We start from the raw sequence: 17,747 nt of genomic DNA on the forward strand, positions 1-17,747 counted from the left end.
CCCGGGTACGACAAAAATTCGGCGGCTGGCTTCGCCGATCCCCGCCGAGGCTCAGCGGCCCCGCACGGCCCGGTACAGCTTGATCAGGTTGTTCGTCGAGGAGTCGTCGTCGGCCGCGGCGGACGAGCCGGTCAGCTTGGGCGCGAGCTGGTTGGCCATCACCTTGCCGAGCTCGACGCCCCACTGGTCGAAGGAGTTGATCTGCCAGATCGTGCCCTCGGTGAACGTGATGTGCTCGTAGAGGGCGATCAGCTGCCCGAGGATCGACGGCGTCAGCTTGTCGGCGAGGATCGTCGTGGTCGGGTGGTTGCCCTGCATCACCCGGTGCGGAGCGACCGCCGGATCGGTGCCCTCGGCCTCGACCTGATCGAGCGTGCGGCCGAACGCCAGCGCGCCGGTCTGGGCGAAGAAGTTCGACATGAACAGGTCGTGCATGCCGCCGATGTCGTGGTTGGGCCGCGCGAACCCGATGAAGTCGGCCGGGATCAGCTTCGTGCCCTGGTGAATCAGCTGGTAGAACGCGTGCTGGCCGTTGGTGCCGGGCTCGCCCCAGTACACCTCGCCGGTCTGGAAGGTCACCGGGCTGCCGTCCAGCCGCACCGACTTGCCGTTGCTCTCCATGGTGAGCTGCTGCAGGTAGGCGGCGAATCGGTGCAGGTACTGCGAGTACGGCAGGATCGCGTGCGACTGGGCGCCGAGGAAAGTGTCGTACCAGACGTTGATGAGGCCGAGCAGGGCCGGCACGTTCCGCTCCAGGGGCTCGGTGCGGAAATGCTCGTCGACGGCGTGGTAGCCGGCGAGCATGTCGGCGAACTGCTCCCTGCCGATCGCCACCATCACCGACAGGCCGACGGCGGACGGCAGCGAGTAGCGGCCGCCGACCCAGTCCCAGAAGCCGAACATGTTGGCGGTGTCGATGCCGAAGTCGGCGACCCGCTGCGCGTTCGTGGAAACCGCGACGAAATGTTTCGCGACCGCCGCGTCGTCCTTGAGCGAGGCGAGCAGCCAGTTGCGGGCCTCGGTGGCGTTGGTAAGCGTCTCCTGGGTGCCGAAAGTCTTCGACACGATGATGAACAGCGTCGTGGCCGGGTCGAGGTCGTGGGTCTTCTCGTACAGGTCGGTCGGGTCGATGTTCGAGATGAACCGGCACTCGATGTCGGGCGTCTTGTAGGCCTTCAACGCCTCGTACGCCATCACCGGCCCCAGGTCCGACCCGCCGATGCCGATGTTGACCACGGTCTTGATGCGCTGCCCGGTGTGCCCGGTCCACTCCCCCGAGCGCACCTTGTCGCTGAACGAACCCATCCGGCGGAGCACCTCGTGCACCTCGGCCACGATGTCCTGCCCGTCGACGACCAGCGTGGCGTCGCGCGGCAGCCGCAGCGCGGTGTGCAGCACGGCCCGGTCCTCGGTCACGTTGATGTGCTCGCCGGCGAACATCGCGGCGATCCGCTCCCGCAGGCCGGCCCGCTCGGCCAGCGCCACCAGCGACGAAAGAACCTCGTCGGTCACCAGGTTCTTGCTGTAGTCCACGGTCAGGCCGGCGACCTTGGCGGTCAGCCGCTCGCCGCGCCCGGGATCGCTGCCGAACAGGTCGCGAAGGTGCACCGCGGAAAATTTCTCGGCGTGGCCCTGCAGGGACTGCCACTCGGCGCTGTCGGAAACGTGTTCGCTCATTGCCCCAGTCTCTCCCTTGAACCCGGACTCTCGTCGCCATCCTGGCACGAAACGGAGGCGACTGTGGCGGAGCAGTCGGAGAGGTCGCACCGCCCGGCCGGGCCTGCCCCGCGGCCCACGACCCGGGCCCGGGCCGCCACCGGCCGGGCATCACCTTCCGTTAGCATCGCTTTTCGCTTCATGAGCCGTCCAGGGGGCCACGCATGACCTTGATCCGCCGTCTGTCCCGGGTGGCTCCGCTCTCCGCCGTGACCGCCGGCCTGGTGGCGACGCTGATCGGCCTCACCAGCTCGGCGGCTATCGTCTTCGCCGCCGCCCGGGCCGCCGGCGCCGACAGCGCCGTGCTGGCGTCCTGGATGCTCGCCCTCGGCGTCGGCATGGGCCTGACCTGCATCGGCCTGTCCCTGCGCTACCGGGCGCCGATCGTCACCGCCTGGTCCACCCCCGGCGCCGCGCTGCTGGCCACCGGGCTCGACGGCATGAGCCTGCGCGCGGCCACCGGCGCGTTCCTGATCTCCGCCGCGCTGATCGCCCTCAGCGGCGTGACCGGCTGGTTCGCCCGGGTGATGAGCCGCGTGCCGGTCTCCCTCGCGGCCGCGCTGCTCGCCGGCGTGCTGGTCCAGTTCGGCACGGCGCTGTTCGCCGGCATGCAGGGCGATTTCGCGCTGGTCTTCACCATGTTCGCGGTCTACCTGGTGTGCCGCCGGCTGCTCCCCCGCTACGCCGTCCTGGCCGCCCTCGTGGCCGGCATCGCGGTCGCGTCCGGGCTCGGCGACATGCACCTCGCTTCGGTCGACCTCGCTTTCGCGAAACCTGTCCTCACCGTGCCCTCGTTCTCCTGGCAGGCCGCGATCGGCGTGGCCGTCCCGCTGTTCGTCGTCACGATGGCGTCCCAGAATCTCCCCGGCGTCGCCGTCCTGCGCAACGACGGCTACGACGTCCCGGTCTCCCCGCTGATCACGTGGACGGGCGTGGCGAACTTCGTTCTCGCCCCGTTCGGCGCCTTCGGTCTCAACCTGGCCGCCATCACCGCAGCGATCTGCACCGGCCCGCAGGCCCACCCCGACCCGCGCCGCCGCTACCTGGCCGGCGTCTGGGCGGGCGTCTTCTACCTGGCGATCGGCGCGCTCGGCGCCACGGTCGGCTCGCTGCTGATGGCCCTGCCGGCCCCGCTGATCCTCGGCATCGCCGGCATCGGCCTGCTGGGCACGATCGGCTCGTCGCTGACCTCGGCGCTGAGCGACACCCGCTGGCGCGAGGCGGCGGTGGTCACGTTCCTGGCCACGGCGTCGGGGGTGAAGCTGCTGGGCGTCGGCTCGGCGTTCTGGGGGCTGATCGCCGGCTTGCTGACGGCGGCGGCAACCGGCGCCATCAGCCGTCACAGGAAGGCCGCCGCGGCGCCGGCCGAGACACAGGCCGAGGCGCCGGACCCGACGCCCGGCGGGCACAGCGTACGGCCGGCTCGCTGATCCCAGCCATCGGCTCGGTCTAGCGCGATCGGCTCAGTCGGCGTGGGGACCCCGGTCACCCGGTCGGCGTGGTCACCCCGGTCGGCGCGGTCAGCGCGGTCAGCGCGGTCAGCCGCATGCGTCCAAGCCCTCCGCTGGATGCGCCTGACGATCGCGTTGACCAGAAACCCTTTCGGCCCGCGCTGGAAATCGTCGCGAACAAGTTGACCCCGCCGCGAGGCAACAGCCCGCGGGTAACTTTCCGTCCGCGCTGGAAGTCGGCACGGTGCCGTTGTCGCGTGCCGGGACAAGCCCGGTGGCCGCGCGCGGAGCGCGACCCGGCAGCCTGCGCGGCGCTGCGGCGGGGCCGGGCCCAGCCTCGTACACGTAATGGCGTTGAAGTGAGCGAGAGTTTCCCGCCCGCGTCACCACGCGTCATCCTTCCTAGGAGGCTAGGCCCGTACCGGGACCGGAAACGGCAGGCCTCTCTCCAGCAGCTCCGTCGCGTCACCCACCGGCAGCGGGCGCGAGAGCAGATACCCCTGCGCGAAATCGCATCCCATCTCCCGCAGGATCGCGAGCTGGGTCTCGTTCTCGATGCCCTCGGCCACCGTGTGCATGCCGAAGCGCTGCCCCAGCCGGACGATGGTCCGCACAAGCGCCTCGTCCTCGGTCTCGCCGCCGAGGCGGTCGACGAACGAGCGATCGATCTTGAGGACGTCCATCGGGAAGCGGCGCAGGTAGGCCAGCGACGAATAACCGGTGCCGAAGTCGTCCATCGCGAGCACCACGCCGAGCGCCTTGAGCGAAACTATCCGCGCAAGATTCTCGTCGGTGTCGGTGAGAAGCACGCTCTCCGTCATCTCCAGGCACAGCTGCCCGGGCGGCATCCCGGTCTCGGCGAGCACCTCCGCGACCATCCCGGCGACGTCCCCGTCCTCGAACTGGCGCACCGAGAGGTTGACGGCCATCCGCAGCGGGCGGCCCCACGCGACGGCCTGCCGGCACGCCTCGGTGAGCACCCACCGGCCCAGCGGCACGATCAGACCGGTGGCCTCGGCGACGCCGATGAAGTCGAGCGGCGGCACCATCCCGCGGGCCGGGTGCCGCCAGCGCACCAGCGCCTCGAAGCCGGCGATCTCGCCGGTGCGCAGGTCGACCTTGGGCTGGTAGTGCAGCACCAGCTCGTCCTGCTCGAAGGCCAGCCGCAGGTCGGCGGCGAGCCCCAGCCGGCGGGTCAACGCGTCGTGCATGCTCGGGTCGTACGTCCGGTAACCGTCGCCGCCGGCGTCCTTGGCCCGGTACATGGCCAGGTCGGCGTCGCGCTGCAACTGCTCGATGTCGCCGGCGTCGGCGGCCGACGCGATGCCGATCGACGCGCTCACGTGCAGCTCGCGGTCGTCGACGCGGATCGGCTCGGCGAGCGCGGCGAGGATCTCCATGGCGGTCATTTCGGCGTCGTCGCGCGCGGTGCCGCTCTCGACGATGACCGCGAACTCGTCGCCGCCGAGCCGCGCGACCACCTGCGGCGCGGGCAGCAACTTTCGCAGTCGTTCCGCGACGTGGACCAGCAAGTGATCGCCGGCGTCGTGGCCGAGGCTGTCGTTGATCTCCTTGAAGCCGTCGAGGTCGAGAAAAAGTATCGCGAGCCGCGACGCCGGGTTGCGCTCGGCCGCCTCGGCCAGCCGGTCCCGGAACCCGGCCCGGCCGGCCAGCCCGGTCAGGCGGTCCTGGTGGGCCTCCTGGCGCAAGCGATCCTGCAGCACCTGGGCCTCGCTGATGTCGCGGGTGTTGAAGACCAGGCCGCGCACGTACGGGTCGGTCAGCAGGTTCCGGATGGTCATCTCGGCGAGCCGGGCCTGCCCGTCCGCGTGCCAAAGCATGACCTCGAAGGTGGTGGTCGCGCCGGGGGCGGTCCGGACCTCGGCGATCGCCGCCGCGACCCGGGCGCCCACCTTCCGGCCGGCGAGCTCGCAGAAACTTTTCCCGGTCAGGTACGACGCCGGGTAACCGAAGATCCGCTCGACCGACGGGGACTGGTAGCGCACCGTCGAATCCGCTTCGAGGATCGCCATCGAGTCGCTGCTCTGGTCGACCAGGGCCCGGAAACGCGCCTCCCGCGCGTGCAGGTCGGCGGCCCGCTCGGCGACCCGGTCCTCCAGGTGCCGGGCGAGCCGGCGGCTCTCCAGCATCAGCAGCACGTGCCGCACCACGATCAAGCCGATGCAGACGGACCGGGTCCAGCTCCCCACGGTGCTGGGCGCCCCGCCCAGGGCGAGCCGCACGGTGCCGGCGATCAGACCCAGGACCACGATCGCGTACGGCAGGAGCACCGTCATCGATCGCCGCTCGTCGTGCTCGGTCTCCTCGTCCGATCCGGTGTGCCCGAGAACGGCGGCCAGCCCGAGCAGCGCGAACCCGGCGAGCCACCCGGCCGCGCCGGCACGCTCATGGCCGCCGTGGCCGAGGCTGCCCGCCAGGGCCACGGTCAGCAGGGCGCCGCTGGCCAGGGTGAGGGACCGCAGGTCGGGAACACCGCGGCGCAGCCGCGAGAGCCCGGCGAGGGCGACGGTGCCGAGCACGACGTCGCCGATCGCCGATGCGTGGTAGGCCTGCTCGCGCAGCGTGTGGTAGCTGAGCGCGACGAGCGAGGCGCCGATCACCAGGGTGTCGAGGACGCCCCGGATCCGCTCGAGGGCGATCCGGCCCGGTGCGGGAACGCCGAAGATGGTCAGGGCGAGCGCGATCATGACGAAGTGGCCGGGGCCCGCGAGGCCGGGCAGGCCGCCGGCGAGCGCGCCGAGTCCGAAGCCGGCCCACGCGACCCGCATCCGGCCGCGCCGCCGCCCGGCCCGGATCAGGCAGGCCGCGGCAGCGCCGAGCGCGACCACGGTGGTGGCGGCGGCGGTCACCGGACCGGCGGCCGTGTACCCCAGCGCGCCGGCCAGGACCAGCACGAGCAGGATCGCCGCGGGAAGCGGACGCCGAACAGTCATCCGGCCCCCTCCCCCGTCGTCCCTGACCAAGCCGTCCGGTCACAGCATCGGACGGGAGGGTCGCCGACCTGAGAGATCCGGGCGGGGCAGCGCGGGCCGCCGCCACCTTGTGCGACGGCGGCCCGGCGGGGTAACCAGTCCTCATGATGCCGATCATCGACGGGCACAACGACCTGCCCCTGCAGCTGCGCGCCCGCTCCGGTTACCGGGTCGAACGGCTGGACGAGTCCCGCCCCGAGCTGCAGACCGACATCCCGCGGCTGCGCGCCGGCGGGGTGGGCGGCCAGTTCTGGTCGGTGTACGTCCCGTCCTCGCTGCCCGAGCCGGAGGCCGTCGTGGCGACGATGGAGCAGATCGACGCCGTCTACCGGATGGTGGCCGCCTACCCCAGCGACCTCGCCGTGGCGTACACCTCCGGCGACGTCGAGCGCATCCTCGCCGAGGGCCGGATCGCGTCGCTGATCGGCATCGAGGGCGGGCACAGCATCGCCACGTCGCTGGGTGTGCTGCGCGCGTTCGCCCGGCTCGGCGTGCGCTACATGACGCTCACCCACAACCACAACACCTCGTGGGCCGACTCGGCGGCGGCCGAGCCCGCGGCCGGTGGCCTGAACGACGACGGCCGCGCGGTGGTCCGCGAGATGCAGCGCATCGGCGTGCTCGCCGACCTCTCCCACGTCGCGCCGGTCACCATGCACGCCGCCCTGGACACGGCCTTCGCGCCGGTCATCTTCAGCCACTCCGGGTCCCGCGCCGTCAACGACCATCCCCGCAACGTCCCGGACGACGTGCTGACCCGCCTGCGCGACAACGGCGGCGTCATCCAGCTGACCTTCGTCGCCCCGTTCGTCTCGGCCGGGTTCCGCGCCTGGCAGCGCGCCGCCGACGCCGAACGGCAACGGCTCGGCCTGCCCGACCCGGCGGCCGGCTGGCCGCGCGCGCCGCGCCCGGCCGAGGACCCGGCCACCGTCCCGCCTCGCCCGGACACCGATCCCCTGGCGGCGCCCGCCTTCCGGGCCTGGGTGGCGGCCAACCCGCGGCCGGTCGTGACGGTCGCCCAGGTGGCGGACCACGTCGAGCACGCCCGCGACGTGGCCGGCGTCGACCACGTGGGCCTGGGCGGCGATTTCGACGGCACGACCGACCTGCCCGAGGGCCTGTCCGACGTCGCCGGCTATCCGCGCCTGCTGGCCGAGCTCGCCACCCGCGGCTGGTCCGGCGCCGACCTCGACAAGCTGGCCGGCCGCAACATCCTGCGGGTGCTGGGCGAGGCGGAGCGCCTGGCCCAGGAACCGCTCTGGCCCGCCTCCCCCGCGCGCTGACACCGGCCAAAGCGCGCCGACACCGACAGAAGCCCGCCGACCAAGCGCGCCGGCACCGACAGAAGCCCGCCACCAAGCGCGCCGGCACCGGCAGAAGCGCGCCGACCAAAGTCGGCGGTCCCGTCGACCTTCGCCCGGCCGGCGTCGACCTCCGGCCGTCGCGGCGCGCCGCCGCGCCCCGGCACGCTGAGCGGCATGATCAGGGTCGAGCACCTCACGAAGAGATACGGCAGTCATCCCGCCGTCGACGACGTGTCGTTCACCTGCGAGCCGGGCACGGTGACCGGTTTCCTCGGGCCCAACGGGGCCGGCAAGTCCACCACCATGCGCATGATCTGCGGACTCACCCCGCCCACGTCGGGCGTCGCGACCGTCGACGGCGTCCCCTACCGCCGGCTCGGCAACCCGGGCCGGCGGGTCGGCGTCCTGCTCGACGCCTCGGCCCAGCACGGCGGCCGCACCGGCCGCGAGGTGCTCGTCCTCGCCGCACTGACCATGGGCGTCGACCGGCGTGAGGCCGGCCGGGCGCTGGACCGGGTCGGCCTCAACGCGACCGCCGCCCGCCGCCGGGTGAAGCGGTATTCGCTCGGCATGCGCCAGCGCCTCGGCCTGGCCCACGCCCTGCTCGGCGACCCGGCGGTGCTGATCCTCGACGAGCCGGCCAACGGGCTCGACCCGGAGGGCATCTTCTGGATGCGGGGGCTGCTGCGCGAGTTCGCCGACCGCGGCGGCACCGTGCTGCTCTCCTCCCACCTGCTGCGCGAGGTCGAGGCGGTGGCCGACCATCTCGTCGTGATCGGCGGCGGCCGGGTCGTCGCGCGGGGCGGCCGCGACGAGCTGCTCGCCTCGGCGGGCACGCTGGTCCGCGCCCTCGATCCGGCGGCGCTGGCGGCAGCGCTCGAGCGGGCCGGGCTGGCCGGCACGCCGGCAACCGACGGGGGTGTCGTCGTGCGGGCCGGCGCCGAGGCGATCGGGCGGGCCGCGGCCGACGCCGGCGTGGCGCTGGTCGAGCTGCGCCCGGCCGGCGCCGGCGGGCTGGAACAGATCTTCCTCGAGCTGACGGCCGGCGAGTCGGTGCGGGAGGCGGTCCGATGAGCATCCCGCTGCCCCGCCTCACGCTGGTCGAGCTGCGCAAGCTCGCCGACACCCGGGCCGGCCTGTGGCTGCTGGTCCTCATCGGACTCGGCGTGGCCGGCACCGCGGTCATCCTGCTCGGCTGGGCGCCCGACGAGGAGCTCACCTTCGCCGGCTTCCTCGGATTCGGCCTGGCGCCGTCGGTGGTGCTGCTGCCGGTCCTCGGCATCCTGTCGATGACCGGGGAGTGGTCGCAGCGCACCGCGCTGACCACGTTCGCCCTGGTTCCGTCGCGGCTGCGGGTGATCGCCGCGAAACTGGCGGCCGGCGTGCTGGTCGCGCTGGCGACCACGGCGCTGACCCTGCTGCTCGCCGCCGCGGCCAACCTGATCGGGATGGCGCGCGGCGGCGACGGAAGCTGGCACGTCGCGGGCTCGCTAATCTGGCAGGGCGCGCTGAGCGAGGTGCTGTTCCTGCTGATGGGCATGGCGTTCGGCGCGCTGCTGCTGAGCTCGCCGCTGGCCATCGTCGCGTTCTTCGCGCTGCCGACGATCTCCGGGATCCTGCGCGAGACGATCAAGGCGCTCGGGCGGGTCTCGGGCTGGCTGGATCTCGGCATCACGTCCGGCCCGCTGTCCGAGCCGTCGATGACCTCCGGCGAGTACGCGCGGCTCGCGGTGTCCTGCCTGGTGTGGGTGGCGTTGCCGCTGGTCCTCGGCTCGGTGCGGATCCTGCGCCGCGAGGTCGCCTGACCGCCGGGCGGCGCCGGGCCGGGCACACGGTAGCCTGGCGCCGCCGCCGGCGTGGCGCCGGGCGGTTTGCCACGGACACGACAGGGGTACCCGCCACAGATGCCGATCGGAGCCCAGCCGCCGGGCCGTCGCGGGACGGCCGACAAGCCGTACAGCGCGCTGAACCTGCGGCTGATCCTGGCCGCTTTCGGGTTCGTCGTGTGCACCCTGCTGGCGATCTGGTTGTTCCGCGCCGGATGGCCGGTGCCCGGCTGGCTGCTGCTCGCCTGGGCCGCGGTCGCGGTCGTCGACATGGTCGTGGTGCAGCTGCGGCGGCGGGCGCGGCGCCGCGCCGAGGGCGACGGTCACCACTCGCTGTTCGAATAACGCGAGTTGCCGTTGCCCCGGCGGCGTGGCGGGTAGCGTCCACTTTCATGGATCGAGTCCGTTTTGCAACGTTTGCGGTGACCGCTATGGTCGTGTCGTCCCTGCCGGCCCCGGCCGCGGCCGCCTCGCGACCGGCGCCCGCCGCGGGCACCCAAGGATCGGTCCCGGCCGCGGCCACCCGCGCCCCCGACACCCGGGCGCTGACCCGTACGCGTTTCACCTTGGACGGCAAGCCGCTGCCGTCGCATCCCCGCTACCGCGAACGGCCCCGATCCCGCGCCGCCGGCGCGGCGACCCCGGCGCTGGGCACCGAGCGCGAGTGGATGGGCCTCGACGACGTCGCCGGCCGGTACTACCCGAAGAAGTACAAGCTGCGCGCCGTCGGCAAGCACATCGAGGTGTGGGTCGCCGAGGACCTGGCGTTCCCGGCGAAGGACTGCCGCAAGAACGCCATCGACGTCAGCGACGCGCGGATCGCCGCGCTGATCCACGAGTTCGACGACACGATCTACCCGCGGGAGACCGCCACCTTCAGCACCCCGCCCGACCGCAACGGCACGAACGCGGCCCTGGAGGGCGACTTCACCGGCGACGGGGACAAGACGGTCACGCTGGTCGACAACATCCGCGACGACAACTACTTCACTTTCCCGAAAGCGGTCACCTACGTCGCCGGGTTCTTCTCGGCCCAGCTCAACGAGATGTTCGACCGCAATGTGATGACGATCGACGCGTACGACTGGAAGCACCGGCTGGGCGCGGCCCCGGCCGACGACCCGGCCGACGACCTGTGCGCCAGCCGCCCGGCCCACCCGCGCCTGTACGAGGCGACCTTCGCGCACGAGTGGCAGCACCTGCTGGAGTACTACGCCGATCCGGCCGAGGAGTCCTGGGTCAACGAGGGGCTGTCCGACTTCGCGCAGACGCTGACCGGCTACGTCGACGGGCGGGCGACCGTCGACGACCCCGGCAACGACGCCCACCTGGTCTGCTACCAGGGGTACGGCAACGTCAAGACGAAATACAACGCCAATCCGCGCGAGTGCGGCGGCCCGCAGAACTCGCTGAACCTGTGGGACGAGGGCACCCCGACCGAGGTGCTCGCCGACTACGGCATCACGTACTCGTTCATGCTCTACCTGCGCGACCGGTTCGGGCTCGGCGCGATCACGATGCTGCACCGCGACGGCCTCCGGCAGGGCCTGGCCGGGGTGCAGGCGGCGCTGCCCACCGGGACCGCCCTCTACGACGTGCTGCACGACTTCCAGACCATGACGCTGGTCGACAAGGTCGTCGGCGAGGGCGGCGGCGAGATGATCGGCGCCGCGCTGGACCGGGTCACCGCGCCGGGCCTGCGGTCAACCGTCAACCTGGCCAACAAGACCGCCTACGACCTGCCCGGGGCCGCGCCGAACGGCGCCGACTTCGTGCCGCTGCCCACCCCGCTGCGGTCGGTGTCGTTCACGGGCGCGCCGACGCTGCCTCCGCTGCCGACCGGCTGGACGGTAGCCGGCGCGACGCTGTTTTCCGGCAACCGCAACAACCTCGACTCGCAAATGGTCCGGCCGGTCACCGTCCCGGCGGCCGCCGACGCGACGCTGCGACTCGAGACGTCCTACGCCGCCGAGGACTCCTACGATTTCGCGTACGTGATGATCTCCATCGACGGCGGCCGGACCTACACCACGGTGACCGGGGACCGGACCGTGCCGGGCCCGCTGGGCCCGGGCTTGACCGGCGCGAGCGGCGGCGTGGTCACCGCCGGCTACAACCTCCGGCCGTACGCCGGGAAGAAGGTGCTCCTCGGCTTGCGGTACGTCACCGACGCCGCCGTCAGCCGGGGCGGATGGCGGATCGGGAAGATCACTCTCGGCCGGGCGACGCTGAGCGACGGGACCAGCCTCGCGGGCTGGCGGTCGCCGACGGCGATCGTGCCCACCCCGGTGCACGCCTGGCACGTGCGCCTGGTCGGCATCGACGGGCGGCGCGCGCGGATCGTGCCGGTGGACCGGTTCGCCGAGCTGACGGCGTACCCGAAGGTGGTCGCGATTGTCGCCTTTGACGAACCGACCGAGAAAGTTTCGCGATATGCGCCCTACCGCCTGGTGGCCAACGGCGCCGTCCAGCCGGGCGGTGGCCTAAGACGTTGACACTGTCACGGTGACAGTGTCACACTCGACCGCATGTGGACGATGGACGAGTTGGTCGAGCGGGTGCGCGAGGCCCTGGCGGCCGAGTACTCCGGCGCGCCCAACGGCCGCGTCCGCGATGTCCCCGACCGCCGGGCCATCCGGTGGTACACGACGATCGGCCTGGTCGACCGCCCGCTCGGCATGCGCGGGCGGACGGCGCTCTACGGTCCGCGCCACCTGCAGCAGCTGGTGGCGATCAAGCGCCGGCAGGCCGAGGGCCGCAGCCTCGCCGAGATCCAGGCCGATTTCGCCCGGCTCACCCCCGAGGGCCTCGCCGACGCTTCCCGCATCCCCGCGCACCTGCTGGCCACCGGCGATCCGCCCGGCGCCGGCCCCGACCGGGCGGAGCGCCCGCGTTTCTGGGCCGACCGGCCGGCAACGGGAACGCCGGCGGCCGCGCCGGACGGCACCGAGGCCACCCCGGCCGAAACCGAGGCCATCCCGGCCGAGACCGGGGCCGCCCGCGTCCCCGCCGCGCCGGTGCACGGGGTGACGCTGGGCGGCGGCGCCATCCTGCTGCTGCCCCGGCCCGTCAGCGGCACCGACCGCGCCGCGATCGCCGAGGCCGCCGCACCCCTGCTCCGCCTGCTCGAGTCCCGTGGACTGATCGATGGGAGAACGCCATGACCTTTTCCGTCACGCCGATGAGCCCGGGAGAGCTCGGCCGCATCAAGATCCTGCCCGACGCCGGCTTCGGCAACTTGAGCACCGACCGCGGAAACTTGCCACTCGACCGGCTCGACGTGACCAGCCGGATCAGCGGGCTGGTCGCGCGCACCACGGTGGTCACCGAGTTCCGCAACGTCCACGACACCGCGCTCGAGGCGACGTACATCTTCCCGCTGCCCGACCGGGCCGCCGTCACGGCGATGAAGATGACCGCCGACGACCGTACGGTCGAGGCCGAGCTCCAGGAGCGCGGGGCCGCCCGCGAGGCCTACGACCAGGCGGTCGCGGCCGGAAAGCGCGCCTCGATCGCCGAGGAGGAGCGGCCCGACGTCTTCACCATGCGGGTCGGCAACATCGTGCCCGGCGAGCGGGTGACCATCGAGCTGAGCCTGGTCGGCCCGCTGCCCTTCGAGGACGGCGCGGCGACGTTCCGCTTCCCGCTGGTCGTCGCGCCGCGGTACGTGCCCGGCCACCCGCTGCCCGGCCCGTATGCCGGCGACGGCCAGCTGCCCGACACCGACGCCGTGCCCGACGCGTCCCGCATCTCGCCGCCGGTGCTGCTGCCCGGCTTCCCCAATCCGCTGCGCCTGTCGGTCGCCGTCCACATCGACCCGGCCGGCCTGACCTTCGGCGACGTCCGGTCCAGCCTGCACACCGTCACCGAGCAGGACGGCACCGTCCGGATCCGGCCCGGCGAGCGGGCCGACCGCGACTTCGTGCTCCGCATCGGGTACGCCGGAGGCGGCGAGACCGCGATCGCCGTGCCCGACGCGACCGCCCCGGACGCCGGGCAGCCCGAGGGCGTCTACCAGCTCGTCGTGCTCCCGCCCGCGGACAGCGCACCCGCCCGCCCCAAGGACGTGGTGCTGCTGCTCGACCGCTCCGGCAGCATGGGCGGGTGGAAGATGGTGGCCGCCCGCCGCGCCGCGGCCCGGGTCGTCGACACCCTGACCGGCGCCGACCGGTTCGCCGTGCTCACCTTCGACCACCAGATCGACCGGCCCGAGGGCCTCGGCGAGGGGCTGGCCGAGGCGAGCGACCGCAACCGGTTCCGCGCCGTCGAGCACCTCGCCCGCGCCGACGCCCGCGGCGGCACCGAGCTGCTCGCGCCGCTCATGGCCGGGCTGCGCCTGCTGCCGGCGAGCGAGGGCCGCGACCGGGTGCTGGTGCTGGTCACCGACGGCCAGGTGGGCAACGAGGACCAGATCGTCCACGACATCACCGGGCCGGCCGCCGGCACCCGCATCCACACGATCGGCATCGACCGCGCGGTCAACGCCGGCTTCCTGGGCCGGCTCGCCGCGCTCGGCGCCGGCCGGGCCGAGCTGGTGGAGAGCGAGGACCGCCTGGACGCGGCGATGGAGCACATCCACCGCCGGATCGGCGCGCCCGTCGTCACCGGCCTGACGATCACCGCCACCGGCCCGCGCCTGCTCGACGACGAGCGCACCCCGGCCCGGCTGCCCGGCCTCTACCCGGGCGTCCCGCTCGTGGTGTCCGGCCGGTTCGCCGGCAAGGCCGAGGGCACCCTCACCGTCACCGGCCGCACCCGCGACGACCGCGAGTTCCGCACCACGGTGGAGATGCGAGAGCGCGAGGAACCGGCGATCACCGCGCAGTGGGCGCGGGCTCGGCTGCGTGATTTGGAGGACGCGTACGCCGCCGGCGACCGCGCCCTCGAGGACAAGATCGTCGCGACTTCCCTGCGGTACGGGGTGCTGTGCCGATTCACCGCGTTCGTGGCGGTGGACAGCCGGGTGGTCAACGAGGGCGGCGAGACCCGCCGGGTCACCCAGCCGGTCGAGCTGCCGTCGGGCTGGGCGGTCCCGGGCGGCCCCGGGATCACGCTGAGCTCGGTGGCGATGCCGATGGCCGTCCCGCCGATGCCGCCGCCGGGCAGCCCGCCGGCCGCGCCGCCGCCCGGCGGTCCGGGGTTCGCGCCGGCCCGGGCCGAGGCGGGTGGCCGCGCGCGGGCCCGCGGGCCGATGACCTTCGCGGCCGTCACCGGATCGATGCGGGCCGGCAAGGCGATGGCGCCCGGCGGGGCGGCGCCCACGCTCGAGCAGGTGCGCGAGATCGCCGCGGTCGAGGCGGGCCGGCTGCGCGACGCGGCCGGGCTGCCCGGATACGAGCGGCGCGACTTGCTCGACGACCTGGCCAGCCGTCTCGGGGTCCTGCTCGGTTCGCTGCCGGACGACGAGTTCGGACCGCTGCGCGAGCTGGTCACGCTCCTGACCGGCGACGGCACGGTCGACCAGAAATGGGCGGCGGCGCTGGCGGCCCTGACCGCCTTCGGCGGCGGGTCCGAGTCCGGTGGGAGCACGCCGAGCGGCTCCGGCGGCGGCGGCCCGTCCGCGCGGAAGGCCTTCTGGAAACGCTGAGCGGAGGGCCGGCCCCGCCGCGTACGCGTCGGCGGTGTCGGCCATCCGACGCTCCGTGCGTCCGGCCGGGTGGTGTGTTCCGTCTCGGCCCCGGCGCGCGGAAAGTCGGATCTTCCGGCGCCGGTGTACCGTCCGCGGCCGGGGGTAAGTTGGGCGGTCGATGTCTTGACGGCTCGGCGGCGGCAGGTGGGGCGTGACGGACGACGACCAGGACCATGACGACGAGCGGGATCCGCTGCTCGTCCGTCCCTACCTGCTCGGCGACGCCGGCGCTCCCGGCGCCGGCGAGTCGGCGCAGACCTGGCCGTCCGCCACCACCCGCGAGGTCCGCTCGCAGCGCGCGCTGGAAGGCGCCGACGAGCCCACCGCCCTCCTGCCGCTGACCACCGCGCGGCGTCCGGCCCGCCCCGCCGGCCGGCGGATCGCCCGCCGGCGGATCCTGGTGCTGGTGGCCGCCTGCGTGGCTGTGCTGCTGGGCGCGGCCGCCGCCGGATTCGCCGCACTGCGTTCCGCCGGCCGCCCGTCGGTCTCAGCGGCGCTGCCCGACGCGCCGGTGCCGGCGTTGACGGGGCTGGTTCCGCCCTCCCCCGACGCGTCACCCGCCCCGGCCTCTTCGTCGCCGGACGCGCCCCGCAAACCGGCGAGCCGCCGCGCCGCAACCGCCAGGACCGCCACGACCGGGGCCGCCCCGGCGACGCGGTCCTCCGCGGCCGCGCCGAGCACGAGCGCGTCGGCCGGCAGGACCGCGTCGCCGCCCGCCGGCCTGGCACCGTCGGCGCCGCGCACCGGCACGATCCGCGGCCAGAACGGTCTCTGCCTCGATCTCAACGGCGCGCTGACGGTCGACTTCAACCACGTGCAGGTGTTCGACTGCAACCGGACCGCGGCCCAGAGCTGGACCCTCGGCACCGACGGCTCGCTGCGCGTCCTGGGCATGTGCGCGCTGATCGTCGGCGACGACTCGGTCCGCGTCACCCGGTGCGACGGGCGCACGACGGCCAGGTGGCGCGCCTCCGGTCAGCTGCTGATCAACACGGCCGGCGACAAGTGCCTGACCGACCCGTCGTCGGGCACGAACGCCGGGATCGCCGTGCGAGTCGGCAGCTGCACCGGGCGGGCCAACCAGCGGTGGTCGCTGCCCTGATCGGAGTGCCACCGGGCGGGCCGGCGGGCGGTGTCGCTGGTCTGATCAGAGGGATTTCGCCAGCGAGCGGCCCGCGGCCCGGCCGCTGAAGAGGCAGCCGCCGAGGAAAGTTCCTTCGAGGGCGTTGTACCCGTGCACGCCACCGCCGCCGAAACCGGCCACCTCGCCGGCCGCGTACAGGCCGGGGAACACGTCGCCGCCGGGCGTCAGCGCCTGCGACTCCAGGTTGGTCTGGATGCCGCCGAGCGACTTGCGGGTCAGGATGTGCAGCTTCACCGCGATCAGCGGCCCGGCCGCCGGGTCGAGGAAGCGGTGCGGCGGCACCGTGCGCCCGAGCCGGTCGCCCCGGTAGCGGCGGGAGTTGTGGATCCCCTGGATCTGGGAGTCCTTGCTGTACGGGTTGTCGACCTGGCGGTCACGCGCCTCGATCTGGACACGGATGCGGGCCGCGTCCAGCAGCGGCGAGTCGGTCAGCTTGTTCATCCCGGCGACGAGCTCCTCCAGCTCGCCGGCCACCACGAAGTCGGCGCCGTTGCGCTTGAACGCCTCGACCGGGCCGGGCGCGCCCTTGCCCAGGATCCGCTCGCGGACGAACGCCCGGCGGTCCTTGGCGGTGATGTCCGGGTTCTGCTCGGAGCCGGAGAGCGCGAACTCTTTGCGGATGATCTTCTGGGTGAGGATGAACCAGGAGTGGTCGAACTCGGCGATGTCCGGCGTCGTGCGCAGGTGACGCAGCGTGCTGAGGGTGTCGTAACCGGGCAGGCACGGGTCGGGCAGGCGGCGGCCCAGCGCGTCGAACCACATCGACGACGGCGCCGGCAGGATGCGGATGCCGTGACCGGGCCAGATCGGGTCCCAGTTGCGGATGCCCTCGGTGTAGTGCCACATCCGGTCGCGGTTGACCAGGCGCGCGCCGGCCGTCTCGGCGATGTCGAGCATGCGGCCGTCGACGTAGGCGGGCACGCCGGTGACCATGCTCCGGGGCGGCTGGCCCAGCCGGGACGGCCAATGACGGCGCACGAGATCGTGGTCGCCGCCGATGCCGCCCGTGGTCACGACGACGGCCTGCGCCGTCAGCTCGAAATCCGCGGTCTCCTCGCGGTTCGAGGAGACACCCCGCGGCGACGTGTCCGGGGCCAGAATCTTTCCGCGTACGCCGGTGGCGGCCCCCGCCGAAACGACCAGCTCGTCCACCCGGTGCCGGTGGTGGAACGTGACCAGGCCGGCCTCGGCCGCCCGCCGCACCGACGCGACGAACGGCGCCACCACGCCGGTGCCGGTGCCCCAGGTGACGTGGAAGCGGGGAACCGAGTTGCCGTGCCCGTCGGCGCGCAGCGAGCCGCGCTCGGCCCAGCCCACGGTCGGCAGCCAGCTCATCCCGAGCGACGAGAGCCAGGAACGTTTCTCGCCGGCCGCGAACTCGACGTACGCCCGGGCCCACCTGGCGGCCCACGAGTCCTCGTCCTCGAGGCGGTCGAACTGGGCGCTGCCCTGCCAGTCCTGCCAGGCGAGCTCGAACGAGTCGCGGACGCCCAGCCGCCGCTGCTCGGGAGTGCCGACCAGGAACAGCCCGCCGAACGACCAGAACGCCTGCCCGCCGAGGTTGGCGGCGCTCTCCTGGTCGACGAGAGCGACCCGCTTGCCGGCCGCGGTGAGCTCATGGGTGGCGGCCAGACCGGCCAGGCCGGCCCCGACGACGATGACGTCCGCATTCACGATTCAGGAA

Annotated in this window: 12 protein-coding genes; 9 read left to right on the top strand and 3 right to left on the bottom strand. The window is 73.3% G+C overall.

Annotated features, from left to right (window positions below):
• Positions 1-51: 51 nt before the first annotated feature.
• Positions 52-1,677 (bottom strand): glucose-6-phosphate isomerase, encoded by a 1,626-nt coding sequence (gene pgi / locus ACFQS1_RS01150; protein ID WP_378963954.1) that lies wholly within the window; start codon positions 1,675-1,677, stop codon positions 52-54.
• Positions 1,678-1,880: 203 nt separating this feature from the next.
• On the opposite strand from pgi, the gene ACFQS1_RS01155 reads away from it, so the two are divergent.
• Positions 1,881-3,146: a benzoate/H(+) symporter BenE family transporter gene (locus ACFQS1_RS01155; RefSeq protein ID WP_378963955.1), complete on the top strand. Its 1,266-nt coding sequence runs from the start codon at positions 1,881-1,883 to the stop codon at positions 3,144-3,146.
• A gap of 431 nt (positions 3,147-3,577) precedes the next feature.
• Here ACFQS1_RS01155 and ACFQS1_RS01160 read toward each other — a convergent pair whose 3' ends face one another.
• A complete protein-coding gene (locus ACFQS1_RS01160; protein ID WP_378963956.1) occupies positions 3,578-6,121 on the bottom strand; it encodes a putative bifunctional diguanylate cyclase/phosphodiesterase in 2,544 nt (847 codons plus the stop codon).
• Between the two features lie 143 nt (positions 6,122-6,264).
• Here ACFQS1_RS01160 and ACFQS1_RS01165 point away from each other — a divergent pair, with 143 nt between their 5' ends.
• The 8 genes from ACFQS1_RS01165 to ACFQS1_RS01200 all read left to right on the top strand — a co-directional run bounded on the left by ACFQS1_RS01165 (position 6,265) and on the right by ACFQS1_RS01200 (position 16,021).
• A complete protein-coding gene (locus ACFQS1_RS01165) occupies positions 6,265-7,443 on the top strand; it encodes a dipeptidase (protein WP_378963957.1) in 1,179 nt (392 codons plus the stop codon).
• A gap of 195 nt (positions 7,444-7,638) precedes the next feature.
• Complete coding sequence (locus ACFQS1_RS01170; protein ID WP_378963958.1) at positions 7,639-8,538, top strand: ATP-binding cassette domain-containing protein; 900 nt, start codon at positions 7,639-7,641, stop codon at positions 8,536-8,538.
• A complete protein-coding gene (locus ACFQS1_RS01175) occupies positions 8,535-9,269 on the top strand; it encodes an ABC transporter permease (RefSeq protein ID WP_378963959.1) in 735 nt (244 codons plus the stop codon). The genes ACFQS1_RS01170 and ACFQS1_RS01175 overlap by 4 nt, the downstream gene beginning before the upstream one ends.
• Before the next feature lie 99 nt (positions 9,270-9,368).
• Positions 9,369-9,635, top strand: a complete 267-nt coding sequence (locus ACFQS1_RS01180) for a hypothetical protein (protein ID WP_378963960.1) — start codon at positions 9,369-9,371, stop codon at positions 9,633-9,635.
• An 86-nt stretch (positions 9,636-9,721) separates the two neighbouring features.
• The gene (locus ACFQS1_RS01185; protein WP_378963961.1) at positions 9,722-11,785 is read left to right on the top strand and encodes a peptidase M6 immune inhibitor A; all 2,064 of its coding nucleotides are present in this window, start codon (positions 9,722-9,724) and stop codon (positions 11,783-11,785) included.
• A 33-nt stretch (positions 11,786-11,818) separates the two neighbouring features.
• On the top strand, positions 11,819-12,454 hold the full coding sequence (locus ACFQS1_RS01190) for a MerR family transcriptional regulator (protein ID WP_378963962.1): 636 nt from the start codon (positions 11,819-11,821) through the stop codon (positions 12,452-12,454).
• Complete coding sequence (locus tag ACFQS1_RS01195; RefSeq protein WP_378963963.1) at positions 12,451-14,877, top strand: VIT domain-containing protein; 2,427 nt, start codon at positions 12,451-12,453, stop codon at positions 14,875-14,877. Before ACFQS1_RS01190 ends, ACFQS1_RS01195 begins: the two co-directional genes overlap by 4 nt.
• A 193-nt stretch (positions 14,878-15,070) precedes the next feature.
• The gene (locus ACFQS1_RS01200; RefSeq protein WP_378963964.1) at positions 15,071-16,021 is read left to right on the top strand and encodes a ricin-type beta-trefoil lectin domain protein; all 951 of its coding nucleotides are present in this window, start codon (positions 15,071-15,073) and stop codon (positions 16,019-16,021) included.
• Positions 16,022-16,066: 45 nt separating this feature from the next.
• Here ACFQS1_RS01200 and ACFQS1_RS01205 read toward each other — a convergent pair whose 3' ends face one another.
• Entirely contained in the window at positions 16,067-17,737 is a 1,671-nt protein-coding gene (locus ACFQS1_RS01205) for an FAD-binding dehydrogenase (RefSeq protein WP_378963965.1), read from the bottom strand.
• Positions 17,738-17,747 lie beyond the last annotated feature (10 nt).

The organism is Paractinoplanes rhizophilus (assembly GCF_042664765.1).
Classification (GTDB): domain Bacteria; phylum Actinomycetota; class Actinomycetes; order Mycobacteriales; family Micromonosporaceae; genus Actinoplanes; species Actinoplanes rhizophilus.

What these genes read in the sequence shown, in the direction of transcription:
- pgi (WP_378963954.1), bottom strand. Translation starts at nt 1,677, where the DNA reads ATGAGCGAACACGTTTCCGACAGCGCCGAGTGGCAGTCCCTGCAGGGC.
- ACFQS1_RS01155 (WP_378963955.1), top strand. Translation starts at nt 1,881, where the DNA reads ATGACCTTGATCCGCCGTCTGTCCCGGGTGGCTCCGCTCTCCGCCGTG.
- ACFQS1_RS01160 (WP_378963956.1), bottom strand. Translation starts at nt 6,121, where the DNA reads ATGACTGTTCGGCGTCCGCTTCCCGCGGCGATCCTGCTCGTGCTGGTC.
- ACFQS1_RS01165 (WP_378963957.1), top strand. Translation starts at nt 6,265, where the DNA reads ATGATGCCGATCATCGACGGGCACAACGACCTGCCCCTGCAGCTGCGC.
- ACFQS1_RS01170 (WP_378963958.1), top strand. Translation starts at nt 7,639, where the DNA reads ATGATCAGGGTCGAGCACCTCACGAAGAGATACGGCAGTCATCCCGCC.
- ACFQS1_RS01175 (WP_378963959.1), top strand. Translation starts at nt 8,535, where the DNA reads ATGAGCATCCCGCTGCCCCGCCTCACGCTGGTCGAGCTGCGCAAGCTC.
- ACFQS1_RS01180 (WP_378963960.1), top strand. Translation starts at nt 9,369, where the DNA reads ATGCCGATCGGAGCCCAGCCGCCGGGCCGTCGCGGGACGGCCGACAAG.
- ACFQS1_RS01185 (WP_378963961.1), top strand. Translation starts at nt 9,722, where the DNA reads ATGGTCGTGTCGTCCCTGCCGGCCCCGGCCGCGGCCGCCTCGCGACCG.
- ACFQS1_RS01190 (WP_378963962.1), top strand. Translation starts at nt 11,819, where the DNA reads ATGTGGACGATGGACGAGTTGGTCGAGCGGGTGCGCGAGGCCCTGGCG.
- ACFQS1_RS01195 (WP_378963963.1), top strand. Translation starts at nt 12,451, where the DNA reads ATGACCTTTTCCGTCACGCCGATGAGCCCGGGAGAGCTCGGCCGCATC.